16 protein-coding genes are annotated in these 14,670 nt (G+C 64.8%); 5 read left to right on the forward strand and 11 right to left on the reverse strand.

Annotated features, from left to right (window positions below; genetic code table 11):
- Positions 1-78: 78 nt before the first annotated feature.
- On the reverse strand, positions 79-975 hold the full coding sequence (gene xerD / locus GA645_RS21525; RefSeq protein WP_152225257.1) for a site-specific tyrosine recombinase XerD: 897 nt from the start codon (positions 973-975) through the stop codon (positions 79-81).
- Positions 976-1,067: 92 nt separating this feature from the next.
- Here xerD and GA645_RS21530 point away from each other — a divergent pair, with 92 nt between their 5' ends.
- Both GA645_RS21530 and GA645_RS21535 read left to right on the forward strand, forming a co-directional pair.
- The gene (locus GA645_RS21530; protein WP_152225259.1) at positions 1,068-2,912 is read left to right on the forward strand and encodes a sodium:proton antiporter; all 1,845 of its coding nucleotides are present in this window, start codon (positions 1,068-1,070) and stop codon (positions 2,910-2,912) included.
- Between the two features lie 98 nt (positions 2,913-3,010).
- Complete coding sequence (locus tag GA645_RS21535) at positions 3,011-3,688, forward strand: hypothetical protein (RefSeq protein ID WP_152225261.1); 678 nt, start codon at positions 3,011-3,013, stop codon at positions 3,686-3,688.
- 47 nt (positions 3,689-3,735) lie between these two features.
- On the opposite strand, the gene GA645_RS21540 is transcribed toward GA645_RS21535, so the two are convergent.
- The 6 genes from GA645_RS21540 to ffh all read right to left on the reverse strand — a co-directional run bounded on the left by GA645_RS21540 (position 3,736) and on the right by ffh (position 7,764).
- Positions 3,736-4,149 carry an acyl-CoA thioesterase gene (locus GA645_RS21540; RefSeq protein WP_152225263.1) on the reverse strand — a complete coding sequence of 138 codons (414 nt, stop codon included), beginning with the start codon at positions 4,147-4,149 and terminating at the stop codon, positions 3,736-3,738.
- Between the two features lie 165 nt (positions 4,150-4,314).
- Positions 4,315-4,665, reverse strand: a complete 351-nt coding sequence (rplS, locus tag GA645_RS21545) for a 50S ribosomal protein L19 (RefSeq protein WP_009616363.1) — start codon at positions 4,663-4,665, stop codon at positions 4,315-4,317.
- 43 nt (positions 4,666-4,708) lie between these two features.
- Positions 4,709-5,452 (reverse strand): tRNA (guanosine(37)-N1)-methyltransferase TrmD, encoded by a 744-nt coding sequence (trmD, locus tag GA645_RS21550; RefSeq protein WP_152225264.1) that lies wholly within the window; start codon positions 5,450-5,452, stop codon positions 4,709-4,711.
- Between the two features lie 3 nt (positions 5,453-5,455).
- The gene (gene rimM, locus GA645_RS21555) at positions 5,456-5,992 is read right to left on the reverse strand and encodes a ribosome maturation factor RimM (RefSeq protein WP_152225267.1); all 537 of its coding nucleotides are present in this window, start codon (positions 5,990-5,992) and stop codon (positions 5,456-5,458) included.
- 5 nt (positions 5,993-5,997) lie between these two features.
- Positions 5,998-6,246 carry a 30S ribosomal protein S16 gene (gene rpsP, locus GA645_RS21560; protein WP_152225269.1) on the reverse strand — a complete coding sequence of 83 codons (249 nt, stop codon included), beginning with the start codon at positions 6,244-6,246 and terminating at the stop codon, positions 5,998-6,000.
- 144 nt (positions 6,247-6,390) lie between these two features.
- Positions 6,391-7,764 carry a signal recognition particle protein gene (gene ffh, locus GA645_RS21565; protein ID WP_152225271.1) on the reverse strand — a complete coding sequence of 458 codons (1,374 nt, stop codon included), beginning with the start codon at positions 7,762-7,764 and terminating at the stop codon, positions 6,391-6,393.
- Positions 7,765-7,984: 220 nt separating this feature from the next.
- Here ffh and GA645_RS21570 point away from each other — a divergent pair, with 220 nt between their 5' ends.
- From GA645_RS21570 to GA645_RS21580, 3 genes are all read left to right on the forward strand, one after another.
- Positions 7,985-8,785 carry an inner membrane protein YpjD gene (locus tag GA645_RS21570; RefSeq protein WP_152225273.1) on the forward strand — a complete coding sequence of 267 codons (801 nt, stop codon included), beginning with the start codon at positions 7,985-7,987 and terminating at the stop codon, positions 8,783-8,785.
- A gap of 49 nt (positions 8,786-8,834) precedes the next feature.
- The gene (locus tag GA645_RS21575; RefSeq protein WP_152225275.1) at positions 8,835-10,130 is read left to right on the forward strand and encodes an HlyC/CorC family transporter; all 1,296 of its coding nucleotides are present in this window, start codon (positions 8,835-8,837) and stop codon (positions 10,128-10,130) included.
- A 286-nt stretch (positions 10,131-10,416) separates the two neighbouring features.
- The gene (locus GA645_RS21580) at positions 10,417-11,730 is read left to right on the forward strand and encodes an MFS transporter (RefSeq protein ID WP_152228229.1); all 1,314 of its coding nucleotides are present in this window, start codon (positions 10,417-10,419) and stop codon (positions 11,728-11,730) included.
- A gap of 254 nt (positions 11,731-11,984) precedes the next feature.
- On the opposite strand, the gene GA645_RS21585 is transcribed toward GA645_RS21580, so the two are convergent.
- Genes GA645_RS21585 through GA645_RS21600 form a run of 4 tightly spaced genes read right to left on the reverse strand, consistent with a single transcriptional unit; the run spans position 11,985 to position 14,635 of the window.
- Complete coding sequence (locus tag GA645_RS21585) at positions 11,985-12,710, reverse strand: SGNH/GDSL hydrolase family protein (RefSeq protein WP_178119587.1); 726 nt, start codon at positions 12,708-12,710, stop codon at positions 11,985-11,987.
- On the reverse strand, positions 12,707-13,888 hold the full coding sequence (gene purT, locus GA645_RS21590) for a formate-dependent phosphoribosylglycinamide formyltransferase (RefSeq protein WP_152225277.1): 1,182 nt from the start codon (positions 13,886-13,888) through the stop codon (positions 12,707-12,709). Before purT ends, GA645_RS21585 begins: the two co-directional genes overlap by 4 nt.
- A gap of 37 nt (positions 13,889-13,925) precedes the next feature.
- Positions 13,926-14,114 (reverse strand): DUF1289 domain-containing protein, encoded by a 189-nt coding sequence (locus tag GA645_RS21595; RefSeq protein WP_152225279.1) that lies wholly within the window; start codon positions 14,112-14,114, stop codon positions 13,926-13,928.
- Positions 14,111-14,635 carry a gamma carbonic anhydrase family protein gene (locus tag GA645_RS21600; protein ID WP_152225281.1) on the reverse strand — a complete coding sequence of 175 codons (525 nt, stop codon included), beginning with the start codon at positions 14,633-14,635 and terminating at the stop codon, positions 14,111-14,113. Before GA645_RS21600 ends, GA645_RS21595 begins: the two co-directional genes overlap by 4 nt.
- Between the last annotated feature and the right edge of the window lie 35 nt (positions 14,636-14,670).

Below are 14,670 nucleotides of genomic sequence, written 5' to 3' on the forward strand. Positions count from 1 at the left end.
CTGCCCAAGTTCAGCCCCAGCCCGGCCATCCGTGGCCGGCCGTTCGCGGGGCAACGCATGCGTTGCTAGAGCCCCCGCTCACCCACGCGGATGGTGCTGGGCATGGAGGTCCTGCAGACGCGCTCGGGCAATATGGGTATAGATCTGGGTGGTAGAAAGATCGCTATGCCCCAGCAGCATCTGCACCACCCGCAGATCGGCGCCGTGATTGAGCAGATGAGTGGCGAACGCATGGCGCAGGGTGTGCGGCGACAGGCTCTTGCCGATGCAGGCAACTTTCGCGTGCAGCTTGATGCGATGCCAGAAAGTCTGGCGGGTCATCTGCTCGCCGCGCAGGCTGGGGAACAGCACATCGCTGGGCCGTCCGCTCAGCAGGTCCGCACGTGCTTCCCGCAGATAGCGTTCGATCCACAGGATGGCTTCCTCGCCCAGCGGTACGAGACGCTCCTTGCTGCCCTTGCCCATGACGCGCACCACGCCCTGGCGCAGGTTGACCTGTTCCAGGGTCAGCCCGACCAGTTCGCTGACCCGCAGCCCACAGGCGTAGAGCACTTCGAGCATGGTGCGATCGCGCAGGCCGAGCGGGTCGTCGGTCTCAGGCGCTGCCAGCAGTGCTTCGACATCGGCTTCGGAGAGCGACTTGGGCAACGGCTTGCCCAGCTGCGGCAGTTCGATCAGTAGTGTCGGGTCCTCGCCGATGACTCCTTCGCGCAGGCAGTAGCGGTAGAAACCCCGCACCCCCGAGAGGAAGCGAGCGGTGGAGCGTGCCTTGTAGCCCTCGTTCAGGCGCCAGGCGAGGTGTTCGAGGATCACCTCGCGCCCCGCCGCCTCCAGCACTACCCCGCGCTCGTCGAGCCAGCCGTTGAACAATGCGAGGTCGCTGCCGTAGGCGCTGCGAGTGTTGTCGGAGAGGCCTTTTTCCAGCCAGAGGGCATCTAGGAAACGATCGATCAGTGAATGTGGAACCGGCATCATGTCAGGCTATATCGATAGAGAGAGCGTGGGTCTAGTCTTCCACAGCCGCCCCCCGCAACTCCACCGTCAACCGCGCAAGGACTCCGCCCCGCATGGACGAACACAGCACTTATTACGCCTTCGCTGGCATCGGCATCGCCGCCCTCATCAGCCAGTGGCTGGCCTGGCGCCTGCGCCTGCCGGCGATCCTGTTCCTATTGCTGAGCGGCATCCTGGTCGGCCCCGTCCTGCACCTGCTGACGCCGGAGCACCTGTTCGGCCCGCTGCTGTTCCCGCTGGTGTCGCTGGCGGTGGCACTGGTCCTGTTCGAGGGAAGCCTGACCCTGCACCTGGACGAATGGAAGGAGATTGGCACCGTCGTGCGCCGCCTGGTCAGTATCGGCGCGCTCGTCACCTGGGGCGTGATCGCCGTGTCGACCCACTACCTGCTGGATTTCACCTGGGAAATGGCGCTGCTGTTCGGCACCCTCACCCTGGTCACAGGCCCCACGGTAATCGTGCCGATGCTGCGAGTGGTGCGTCCGAACGCGACCATCGCCAACATCCTGCGCTGGGAAGGCATCGTCATCGACCCGGTCGGCGCCCTGCTGGCAGTTGTGGTCTACACCTTCATCGCCGCCAGCGGCAACGGCCAGGGCTGGACACAGAGCCTGACGACCTTCTTCAGCGTGGTCGGCTGCGGCATCGCCTTCGGCCTGGCAGGCGGCCAGGCGCTCGGGGTGGCCCTGCGCCGCCACTGGCTGCCCGACTACCTGCACAACCTGGCATCGCTGTCCGTGGTCCTGGGCGTCTTCGTGCTGTCGAACACCGTGATGTCGGAGTCGGGGCTGCTCGCCGTGACCGTAATGGGGCTGCGCCTGGCCAATATGCAGGGCGTCGATGTACGGCACATCCTGCACTTCAAGGAGAACCTCAGCGTACTGCTGATCTCCGGACTGTTCGTGCTGCTCGCCGCGCGCCTGGACCTGGCTGCGCTGCTCGGCCTGGGCCCGGTGGCATTGCTGGTGCTGGCGCTGATCCAGTTCGTCGCCCGCCCATTGAGCGTGATGATTTCCACCGCCGGCTCCTCGCTGAGCTGGCGCGAACGCGCGTTGCTGAGCTGGATCGCTCCGCGTGGCATCGTCGCTGCGGCAGTCTCGGCGATCTTCGCCATTCGCCTGATTGAAGCCGGCCATGCCCAGGCCGGGGTGCTGGTGCCCCTGACCTTCCTGGTGATCATCGGCACCGTGGTCCTGCAGAGCGCCACCGCGCGCCCGCTGGCCCGGCTGCTGAAGGTCGCCGAACCGGTCCCCACGGGCTTCCTGATCATCGGCGCCAACCCCGTTGCGCGAGCCATCGGCGTCGGCCTGCAGAACGCCGGGGTGAAGGTGCTGCTCACCGACTCCAGCTGGGAGAACACCCGCGCCGCGCGCATGGAGAACCTGCCGACCTACTTCGGCAATCCCGCCTCGCAACATGCCGAGGCGCACCTGGATCTGATCGGCCTCGGGCACCTGCTGGCGCTGTCGCCCAACGCCGAGCTGAACGCCCTGATGTGCATGAGCTTCCGCCACGAGTTCAGCCCCTGGCAGCGCTTCATCCTGCCCAGCAGCCAGGACGGCCGCCGCAGCGAGAAGCATCGTGTCAGCGACCGTCACCGTGGGCACCCACTGGGCCAGACATCCGTCACTTACCCACAGATGGCCGGACTGATCGCGCGCGGCGCGGAAGTGCGCTCGACGCTGCTCAGCGCCAACTTCGGCTGGGAGCAATACCAGGCGCAGCATGGCAGCCGCGCGCTGCCGCTGTTCGCCCGGGACCCGAACGGTCGCCTGCATATTGCCAGCCCCGACCGGCCACTGGCGCCCGGCACCGGCTGGACGCTGATCGCGCTGGTGGAAGAAGCCCCGGAAAATGCCGTGGGTACAATCGAAGCAGCGCAAGCTGCAACAACCTGACAATCGGCCACGTCTGCCTATCTTTAGGTGGGTGACAGAATCCGTGTGGAAGACAATGATTGCACCACGCCATCATTGCGCAAATGAAGCTTACCGCCATGCCCAGTCAACAGAATTCCCGCCTCGGTCAGATCCTGGTCAGCAAGGGACTGATCACCTCCCAACAGCTGGACCAGGCCATCCAACTCCAGCTCACCAACGGCCTGCGTCTGGGCGAAACTCTGATCCAGCAGGGTTGGATCAGCGATCGCCAGCTCGGGCGCGCGCTGAAGAAGCAGAACAACGTGCGCCTGGCGGCGACGCTTCTCGCGGCACTGCTCAGCCCGTTCCAGCTGGCCAGTGCGGACGTGCAGCGCCAGGCCCCGACCAGCATTACCCGCCATGAGTCCCCCCAGGGCCTTAAGCCTCTCAGCGACCACGAGATGAGCGACATCAACGCCCAGGGATTCGATGACACGCTGCAGAGCCTGCTGGTCAGCGCGGAAGGCGGTGACGGCGTCGGTACCGTCAAGCAGCTCGCGCGGCTGGTGCTGCCGGTGGTGGACAGCCTGGACGCCGAAACGTCCATGCGCGATGTGCAGTACGACACCCAGCACGCCTCCTCGACCCTCAATGCCGATGGCTCGATCAACGTGCGCCTGCCCAGCTCCATCGGCGAAGTTCGCTTCGATAACATCCGTGTTGCCGGCGCGCCGAAAACCCAGAGCATGGGTAGCCTCAGCCTGCAGAACATCGACCTGTCCCAGGCTTCGCTGAAGATCAGCCTGCGCCACTGAGCCCGATCCGCCATGAAAGAAGGCGCCTTTGGGCGCCTTCTTGCGCTTCAGGCCTGGAAGCCAGGCAGGACCGGCACCGGGCGCTTCTCATCGTCGATGGCGACAAAGCTGAACAGGCCGTGGATGGCCTTCTCGCGGCCATCGGCCGACATGCTCTCGACGAACACCTCCACCTCGACCTTGAGGCTGGTGTTGCCAACCTTCACTACCCGGCCGATCAGCTCGACAATGGAACCGGCGGGAATCGGGTGCTTGAAGTCGATGCGGTCGGTGGACACGGTCACCAGCGGCAGACGGCAGAACCGGGTCGCGGCGATGAACGAGACTTCGTCCATCCAGGCCAGCGCGGTGCCGCCGAACAGGGTGTTGTGGTGATTGGTGGTGGGCGGGAAGATCGCCTTGGTCACGCGGGTCTCCGAAAGCGTCGTGCGACGGAGGATTTCTTGCTCTCTGGGGCTCATGCCACTGCTACCTGATGCATTGAGGGTGGCTGCCGGTGCTGCGGGTGTTGTGCTTGTCGTGCGCTGCCGGGGGCAGATGGAAGAAGGGCCGAAGCGGCCCGCCGGCAAACGCCGGGCAAGAAAAAAGCAGCCCGTGGGCTGCTTTTTTCGGGAAGGACTGGTGAATTAAACCAGTTTTTCCTTGATGCGCGCTGCCTTTCCGGACAGTTCGCGGAGGTAGTACAGCTTGGCCTTGCGCACGTCGCCGCGACGCTTGACGGAAACGCTGTCTACCAGCGGGCTGTAGGTCTGGAAGGTACGCTCTACACCTACACCGTTGGAGATCTTGCGAACGGTGAACGCGCTGTTCAGGCCGCGGTTGCGCTTGCCGATGACAACGCCTTCGAAGGCCTGCAGACGCTGACGGTCGCCTTCCTTCACTTTAACTTGGACGATTACGGTGTCGCCGGGGGCGAACGCCGGAATCTCTTTGTTCATCTGTTCAGCTTCGATCTGCTGAATGATCTTGTTGGTCATTTCAGTGCTCCTAAGACAAGCGCTCGCGCTTGCCATCGATACGTTAACTATCGTTCCGCTGGCGGATGTATTCCTCCAGCAGCTTCTTCTCTTCTCCAGAAAGCGAGCGGCAATCCAGAAGATCGGCACGTCGTTCCCAGGTCCTGCCTAAGGACTGCTGCAAACGCCAGCGCCGGATGTGTTCGTGGTTGCCGCTGAGCAGCACCTCAGGAACACGCTTGTCTGCGTACACCTCAGGTCGGGTGTAGTGCGGACAGTCGAGCAGGCCGTCCGTGAAGGAGTCCTCCTCGGCGGAGTCCACGTGGCCCAGTGCACCGGGCAACAATCGCGTGACCGCGTCAATCAGCACCATGGCCGGAAGCTCACCCCCGGACAGGACATAATCGCCAACTGACCATTCCTCATCGACATGCTCTTCAATGAAGCGCTCGTCGATGCCTTCGTAACGCCCGGCGATCAGGATCAGTCGTTCCTCGTTCGCCAGTTCTTTCACGGCCGCCTGCGTGAGCTTGCGACCTTGCGGCGAGAGGTAGATCACCTTCGCCGGTCCGCCTGCGGCTTGCCGGGCATCGCCCAGTGCGCCTTCGAGCGGCTTGATTTTCATCACCATGCCGGGACCACCGCCGAAAGGCCTGTCGTCCACCGTCTGGTGACGGTCCTCGGTGTTGCTTCGCGGGTTGAAGCACTGAAGCTGAATCAGCTCCTGCTTGACCGCGCGACTCGTGATGCCATAGTCGCTGATGGCGCGAAACATCTCTGGAAAGATGCTAATGACTCCAATCCACATGGGTTAGAAGTCCGCGTCCCAGTCCACCCGCATCTCGCCGGCTTCCAGGTCCACCGCTTGCACGCACTGTTCCGTATACGGAAGCAGGCGTTCACGGTCGTCCAGGCTGCCTGCGCAGGGCTTGACTACCATCACATCGTTGGCGCCGGTCTCCAGCATGTGGTCGAGAATCCCGAACAGTTGCCCGTTCTGGTCGATCACCTTGAGACCTTCCAACTGGCTCCAGTAGAACTCGCCATCGTCCAGCACCGGCAGCTCGCTGCGCGGAACCAGGATTTCGAATTCAGCGAAGGTGCGGGCGATCTCGCGATCATCCAGTCCCTTCAGCTTCGCGACCAGGACATTGCCCTGCACGCGACCTTGAACCAGCTCAGCCTGTCGAACCTCGTTGCCACGCTTGAGCGTCCAGCGGCGATAGTCCAGCAGGTTGTCCAACGGATCGGTAAAGGAATACACCTTCACCTCACCACGAATACCGTGCACCGATACGATCTTGCCGAGAACAACCATCTCCTCGGCGGGAGCAGTATTCGTGTTCATCGATCTCAGGCAGCCTTGGCGGCGTCCTTGATCAGCTGAGCAACACGCTCAGACGGTTGAGCGCCTTGGCTCAGCCAGTAGTTCAGACGCTCCTGGTTGATCGAGACCTTGACCTCGGCACCAGTTGCAACGGGGTTGAAGAAACCGACGCGCTCAACAAAACGGCCGTCGCGAGCGTTGCGGCTGTTGGTCACGGTCAGGTGGTAGAACGGGCGCTTCTTGGAGCCGCCACGAGCCAGACGAATGGTTACCATGCGTACGTTGTTCCTATGGTTTGCTTGCAAAAAAGAAATGCAGCCCTCGGGCACATAGCCCGAAAGGCCGCATATTCTATGAGCTAAAGCCCAGCGCCGCAAGCCGCAGCGCGTCCGGCCCGCCGGGTGGCGAGCCGTCTGGGGTCACATCTTGGGCATGCCGCCGGGGAACATGCTGCCCATGCCGCGCATCATCTTCGCCATGCCACCCTTGGCGGTGACCTTCTTCATCACCTTCTGCATCTGCTTGTGCTGCTTGATGAGTCGGCCGACGTCCTGCACCTGGGTACCGGAACCCAGGGCGATGCGGCGCTTGCGCGAGCCACTGATCACTTCCGGGTCGCGGCGCTCGGCCGGGGTCATGGAGTTGATGATCGCCTCCATCTGCTTGAACTGCTTTTCCGCCGCGTTCTGCGCATTGCCCATCTGCGACAGGTTGACGCCACCGAGCATCGGCAGCTTGTCCATCAGGCTGCCCAGGCCGCCCATGTTCTTCATCTGCTGCAGCTGGTCACGGAAGTCTTCGAGATCGAAGCCTTTGCCCTTCTTGATCTTCTTCGCGAGCTTTTCGGCCTTCTCGCGATCCATGTTCTGCTCGGCCTGCTCGATCAGGCTGAGCACGTCGCCCATGCCGAGGATGCGCGAGGCCACGCGGTCGGGGTGGAACGGATCGAGCGCTTCGCTCTTCTCGCCCATGCCGAGGAACTTGATCGGCTTGCCGGTGATGGCGCGCACGGACAGCGCGGCACCGCCACGGGCGTCGCCATCGACCTTGGTCAGCACCACGCCGGTAAGCGGCAGCGCGTCGTTGAAGGCCTTGGCGGTATTGGCGGCGTCCTGGCCTGTCATGGCGTCGACCACGAACAGGGTTTCCACCGGCTTGATCGCCGCGTGGACCTGCTTGATCTCCTCCATCATGTCGGCGTCGATGTGCAGACGACCTGCGGTATCGACGATCACCACGTCGATGAACTTCAGTTTGGCTTCACGGATCGCGGCTTCGGCGATGGCTACCGGCTTCTGGCTGGTATCGGACGGGAAGAAGGTCACTTCCAGGTCGTTGGCCAGGGTTTCCAGTTGCTTGATCGCCGCCGGGCGGTAGACGTCGGCGGACACCAGCAGCACGGACTTCTTCTTGCGCTCTTTAAGGAAGCGCGCCAGCTTGCCGGCGGTGGTGGTCTTGCCCGCGCCCTGCAGGCCGGCCATCAGGATGACCGCCGGGGGAGCGGCGTTGAGGTCGAGGTCCTCGTTGGCCGCGCCCATCAGCTCGACCAGTTCGGCCTGGACGATCTTCACGAAGGCCTGGCCCGGGGTCAGGCTCTTGGAGACTTCGGTGCCGACCGCGCGATCCTTGATCTTGGCGACGAAGTCCTTGACCACCGGCAGGGCCACGTCGGCCTCCAGCAGGGCCATCCGCACTTCGCGGAGCGTGTCCTTGATGTTGTCCTCGGTCAGCTTGGCCTTGCCAGTGACGTGGCGCAGCGTTTGCGAGAGGCGATCTGTAAGGTTTTCGAACATGCGCGTTCCTAATCAGACCCGGTCGGGTCAGGGTTTGGCTTGTCAGCAAGCCGGCGATTATAGCGAAGTGCGGCCAGCGCCAACACCGCCGATGATCCCTCTGTGACGGACCGCGCCCAGGCCAGAAGCGAACTGTTCTCAGCGGCTTTCTAGACCCGGCCGTTCTGTGCCACACTCACGGCCTTTCGGGTCCCCCTACCAAGGACTGTTCCAAGGACTTATGCAACCTCTGCTGCCCAGCCTGATCGCCGCCGTCCTTTATATCGGCACTACCGTCTACCAGAGCGCTAGCCTGGCCCGCCGCACCCCGCCGCAGAAACCGCTGCTCCTCCTGCTGGGCCTGGTCGCCCTGCTCTGCCAGGCCTTCAGCCTGAGCCAGGAACTGCTGACGCCCGGCGGCCTGGTGCTGGACTTCTTCAACGCCGCCAGCCTGATTTCCGCCGAGATCATCGCGCTGACACTGCTGGCCTGCCTGCGCATCCCCGTGCACAACCTGCTGATCGTGCTTTATCCACTCGGAGCCCTGACCTCCCTGCTGGCGGCATTCGTGCCCCACGGCACCATCGAGCCGATCAACGAACAGCCGGGCATCCTCGCACACATCCTGCTGTCGATCCTGGCCTACGGCCTGCTGACCATCGCCGTGGTCCAGGCGCTGCTGTTGCTGGTGCAGGATCACCAGCTCAAGCACAAGCATCCGTCGGGACTGATCCGCAACTTCCCGCCGCTGCAGACCATGGAAAGCCTGCTGTTCGGCTTCCTCTGGGGCGGTTGGTCGCTGCTCTCGCTGTCGCTGATCTCCGGCTGGCTGTTCGTCGACAACCTGTTCGCCCAGCACCTGGCGCACAAGACCATCCTGTCCTGCTTCGCCTGGGTGGTGTTCGCCGTACTGCTGTGGGGCCGCCACCAGCTCGGCTGGCGTGGCCACAAGGCAATTCGCTGGACCCTGGCGGGCTTCTGCCTGTTGATGCTGGCCTATTTCGGCAGCAAGCTGGTCAAGGAATTCATCCTGCACATCTGACGCTGGCGGCGGTATCGCACTGCCGCGAAACGCCGAAGGAACCCGACGCATGGGCGACATCCACCCCGGCTACATGATCGGCCTGCTGGTCTTCCTGCTGCTGTGTTCCGCGTTCTTCTCCAGCGTCGAGACCGGCGTCCTCAGCCTCGACCGCTATCGCCTGCGCCACCTGTCCAAGCAGGGCAACCGAGGCGCGCGGCGCACCAGCTGGCTGCTGCTGCGCACCGACCGGCTGTTGGGCACCATCCTGATCGGCAACAACTTCGTCAATATCATCGCCTCCGCCCTGGCGACGCTGCTGGCCTTGCGCCTGTGGGGCGAGGCCGCCGTCGCGCCGACCACCATCATCCTGACCCTGGTGTTGTTGATCTTCGGCGAGATCACCCCCAAGACCTACGCCACGCTGCGCCCCGAAAACGTCGCCTTCCCCGCCAGCCTGCCCCTGCTGTGGCTGCAGAAGCTGTTCAGCCCGCTGCTGTGGCTGATGACCGGAGTCAGCAACCTGCTGCTGCGGGCCTGCGGCCTCGACCCGACCCAGCGCGTCAGCAAACCGCTAAGCAGCGAGGAACTGAAAAGCGTGGTCACCGAGTCCAGCGAGAAGCTCACCGCCAACCGGCAGAACATGCTGCTGAGCATCCTCGACCTGGAAAAGATCACCGTGAACGACCTGATGGTGCCGCGCAACGAAGTCCAGGGCATCGACCTGGACGACGAGCTGGAAACCATCATCAGCCAGCTGCGCAACACCACCCACACCCGCCTGCCGGTGTTCCGCAACGACATCAACCAGGTCGAGGGCGTGGTGCACATGCGCCAGATCGCCCGCCTGCTGACGCACAACCAGTTGACCAAGGAAAGCCTCAAGGCAGCCTGCCTGGAGCCCTACTTCGTGCCCGAAAGCACGCCGCTGTCGACCCAACTGATCAACTTCCAGAAGCAGAAGCGGCGCATCGGCATCGTCGTCGACGAGTACGGCGAGGTGATCGGCATCATCACCCTGGAAGACATCCTCGAAGAGATCGTCGGCGAGTTCAGCAACCAGGATGCCTTGCGCAACCCTGACATCCACCCGCAGGCCGACGGCACCTACGTGATCGACGGCTCGGCCAACCTGCGCGACCTCAACCGCGCCCTGGGCTGGCAACTGCCCAGCGACGGCCCCAAGACCCTCAACGGCCTGGTCACCGAAGCCCTGGAGCAGATTCCCGACTGCGCGGTGTGCCTGAAGATCGGCCGTTACCGCCTGGAGATCCTCCAGTCCGGGGAAAACCGCGTGAAGAGCGTGCGCGTCTGGCAACCCGGCATTCCCACGCCCCCCTTGCCACACCGCGACGAGCTTGCCTGAGCGGCCCCACCCGCCCCTATAATCCGGACGGCTTACCCAGCCTCCCGCCAGCCGCGCCCGCTATCCGCGCCGCCCCGCTGGCCAGTCACCCGCACGCCCGCCGAGCCTCGACCCCGCGTCGTTGCCTTGCGAAGCAGCCGGCCTCGCCCCGACCCGCCGCGAGCCGCGCCTCCCCTGCCCCGACACCGGGCCGCGCTTTGCGTCTCGCGCCACGGCGATGCCTCCCATGAAGCCGGACACGACCGCAGAGTCGTCTGCCGAGCAGGACTGCCAGGGACCGACCCGCATGACCAGCACCACCCTCGACGCCGGACAGCCGGCCGAACAGACCAATTCCACCACCCGCGTCGCGGTGGCCAGCTTCATCGGCACCGCTATCGAGTTCTACGACTTCTACGTCTACGCCACCGCCGCCGCACTGGTGATCGGCCCGGTGTTCTTCCCGCAGACGTCCGGCACCGCCCAGGCCCTGAGCGCCTTCCTCACCTTCGGCATCGCCTTCCTCGCCCGCCCGCTGGGTTCGGCGCTGTTCGGTCATTTCGGCGACCGCATCGGACGCAAATCGACCCTGGTGGCTTCGCTGCTATTGATGGGCGTGTCCACCACCCTGATCGGCCTGCTGCCGGGCTACGACAGCATCGGCGCCTGGGCGCCCATCCTGCTCTGCGTGCTGCGCTTCGGCCAGGGCCTGGGGCTGGGTGGCGAATGGGGCGGCGCCGCGCTGCTGGCCACCGAGAACGCGCCCAAGGGCCGCCGCGCGTGGTTCGGCATGTTCCCGCAGATGGGCCCATCGATCGGCTTCCTCGCCGCCAACGGCCTGTTCCTCTGCCTGGCGATGCTGCTCAGCGAAGAACAATTCCGCGCCTGGGGCTGGCGGATTCCGTTCATCCTCAGCGCCCTGCTGGTGATCGTCGGCCTGTACGTGCGCCTGAAGCTGGTGGAAACCCCGGTATTTGCCAAGGCCATGGCGCGTCATGAGCGCGCAAGCCTCCCCATCGCCGAACTCTTCGCCAGGCACTGGCGACCGACCCTGCTCGGCGCCCTGGCAATGGTGGTGTGCTACGCCCTCTTCTATATCTCCACGGTGTTCTCGCTGAGCTACGGGGTGACCAGCCTGGGCTACAGCCGCGAGCAGTTCCTCGGCCTGCTGTGCTTTGCCGTGCTCTTCATGGCCGCCGCCACGCCGCTCTCCGCCTGGCTGAGCGACCGTTTCGGGCGCCGCCCGGTACTGATCGTCGGCTGCATCGCCGCGATCATTTCCGGCTTCACCATGCAGCCGCTGCTGAGCCAGGGCTCCTCGGTCGAGGTGGCTATCTTCCTGGCACTGGAGCTGTTCCTGATGGGCGTAACCTTCGCTCCGATGGGCGCGCTGCTGCCGGAGCTGTTCCCGACTCACGTGCGCTATACCGGCGCATCGGCGGCGTACAACCTCGGCGGCATCCTCGGCGCCTCGGTGGCGCCGTACATCGCGCAGAAGCTGGTAGGCATGGGTGGGTTGAGCTGGGTGGGTGGCTATGTCTCGGTGGCAGCCGCGCTCAGCCTTTTGGCCGTGCTGTGCCTGCGGGAGACACGCGAGAACGATCTGAACTCTATCCACTGAAGCCCACGCCGGCCTTGTCGGTTTATCGCAGGCAGGGTCCGCTCCTGCACTGCCTCTGCGTCCCCGCGCTCGCGGGGATGACGAGTGCGGAGAGCAGTGCATGACACCGTCACTCCCGCGAACGCGGGAGCCCAAAAAGCAGTTGATCCTACAAATTCAATCCTGGTCGAGCAGGGACATAGGGCGAATAACGTTCGACGCTATCCGCCGACTTCCCCTGCCTCGGAACGCTCCGGGCCTGGCCCCAAAGCGCCCTACGACTGCACCAGCCACTGTGCCAGGTGCTCGCCCCAGACCTGATAGCCCAGCGCCGACGGGTGATAGCCGTCGATGGCGAGGAACTGCGGCCGCATTTCCAGGCTGACTTCGCAGTAACCGGCGTCCTGCGCCAGCGCCAGAGCGCTGAGCTGACGATCCAGCAAGGTCGCGCGCCAGCCCAGCAGTTGTCGCAATAACCAGGGCAGCGCGGTGAAATGCTGCAACGGCGGTACCGCTGTACACACGACCCGCGCGCCACGCCCCCGGAAATGCTCGATCAGCTGTTGCAGGGAGCCCAGCCAACGCTGGCTGGAACTGAAATGAGTGGTGTCATTGACGCCGAAGACCAGCACCACCAGGTCGTAATCCTGATCCGCCGCCATTGGCAGCAAGCGCTCGCAAGCCTCGCTGGCGGTAATCCCGTTCTCGCCAACGGCACGCCAGGCAACGGGACGCTGGAGACGACCGGACAGCGCTGAAGCCAGTCGACCGGCCAGCGCGAAGTCCAGGCAGGATGCACCGACACCAGCGACGGTGGATTCACCCAGCAGCAACAGACGAAAAGGTTCGCCGGAACACTCCACCCCCGCGACGCCTTCGCAGACGCCAGCGGCAGGAGCCAGGCGCATGGCCGTGCGTCGGGTGCGCACGGCCATGGGCAGGGCCAGCGGCAGCAGCGGCAAGGCCGCCGCCCACCACATCAACCCCGCCCAGCGGCTCACAGCTCGACGTTGACCGCCTGGGCCGAACGGGTGGCCTTGGCGCGGGCGGCATCGATGGACTCGTCGCGCGCCAGTGCCACACCCATGCGACGCTGACCTTCCACTTCCGGCTTGCCGAACAGGCGCAGCGCGGTATCCGGCTCGCTCAGGGCGGCACCGAGGTTGGCGAAGGCCACCTTGTCGGACTTGCCCTCAACCAGGATCACCGCTGAAGCCGAATCGCCCAACTGGCGGATCACCGGAATCGGCAGGCCGAGGATGGCGCGGGCATGCAGGGCAAACTCGGAAAGATCCTGGGAGATCAGGGTCACCAGGCCGGTGTCGTGCGGACGCGGCGACACCTCACTGAACCATACCTGGTCGCCCTTCACGAACAGCTCCACGCCGAACAGGCCGCGACCGCCCAGTGCCTCGGTGACCGCCTTGGCCACGCGCTCGGACTCGGCCAGCGCCTTCGGGCTCATGGCCTGGGGCTGCCACGACTCGTGGTAGTCGCCCTTCACCTGGCGGTGGCCGATGGGCGCGCAGAAGGTGGTGCCACCGATGTGACGGACGGTCAGCAGGGTGATCTCGTAGTCGAAGTCGATGAAGCCCTCGACGATCACCCGGCCCTTGCCGGCGCGACCACCCTCCTGGGCATAGTCCCAGGCGGTCTTCAGGTCGGCGTCGGACTTCAGCACGCTCTGGCCCTTGCCCGAGGAGCTCATGATCGGCTTCACCACGCACGGATAGCCCACGGCGGCGACACCAGCGGCGTAAGCCTCGTAGGTGTCGGCGAAGTGATAGGGCGAGGTCGGCAGGCCCAGCTCTTCGGCGGCCAGACGACGGATGCCCTCGCGGTTCATGGTCAGCTGCGCGGCACGGGCGGTGGGGATGACGGTGTAGCCTTCGTTCTCCAGCTCGACCAGGGTCGCGGTGGCGATGGCTTCGATCTCCGGCACGATGTAGTGCGGCTTCTCCTGCTCGATCACCGCGCGCAGGGCCGCGCCATCGAGCATGCTGATTACGTGGCTGCGGTGGGCGACCTGCATGGCCGGCGCGTTTGCGTAGCGGTCGACGGCGATGACTTCGCAGCCCAGACGCTGCAGCTCGATCGCCACTTCCTTGCCCAGCTCGCCGGAGCCACAGAGCAGTACGCGGGTCGCGCTCGGCGACAGGGGAGTTCCAATACGGGGCATTGCGTGAACCTCGGGAAATGAAAAATTCGGGGGCGCGCTAGATCAGTACACCCTGTTGGCGGGCGCGCTCTTCGCAGCGCAGGAGCACTTCGCGGCGCTCGGCGTTGTCCATGCGCCCCCAGCGGGTAATTTCGTCGGCGCTGCGCTGGCAGCCCAGACAGATGTCGGCGTCATCCAGCGCGCAGACATGCACGCAGGGCGAGGCCACGGGACGCTCGACGCTCACTCTTCCTGCTCGGCCAGCTCGCGGGCGTAGCGCTGGGCGTTGTGCACGTAATGGGCGGCGCTGGCTTCGAGGATCTTCTTCTGCGCCTCGGTCAGCTCGCGCACCACCTTGCCGGGCGAGCCCATCACCAGTGAACCGTCGGGAATCTCCTTGCCCTCGGGGATCAGCGCGTTGGCGCCGATGATGCAGTACTTGCCGATCTTCGCCCCATTGAGGACCACCGCGTTGATGCCGATCAGGCTGTAGTCGCCCACCTGGCAGCCATGCAACATGGCGTTGTGGCCGATGGTCACGCCCTTGCCCAGGGTCAGGGGGAAGCCCATGTCGGTGTGGATCACGGTGCCGTCCTGGACGTTGCTGTTCTCGCCGATGTGGATCAGCTCGTTGTCGCCCCGCAGCACGGCGTTGAACCACACGCTGGCGCCAGCCTCCAGGCGAACCTTGCCGATCACCGTGGCGTTCGGGGCGATCCAGCTTTCCGGATGGGTTTCGACTCGGGACGAGCCCAGGCGGTACTTCATGGGTTTCTCCTCAGGCGGGGGCCGCTGATTCTGCT

The sequence above is a fragment of the Pseudomonas sp. SCB32 genome (assembly GCF_009189165.1).
GTDB lineage: Bacteria > Pseudomonadota > Gammaproteobacteria > Pseudomonadales > Pseudomonadaceae > Pseudomonas.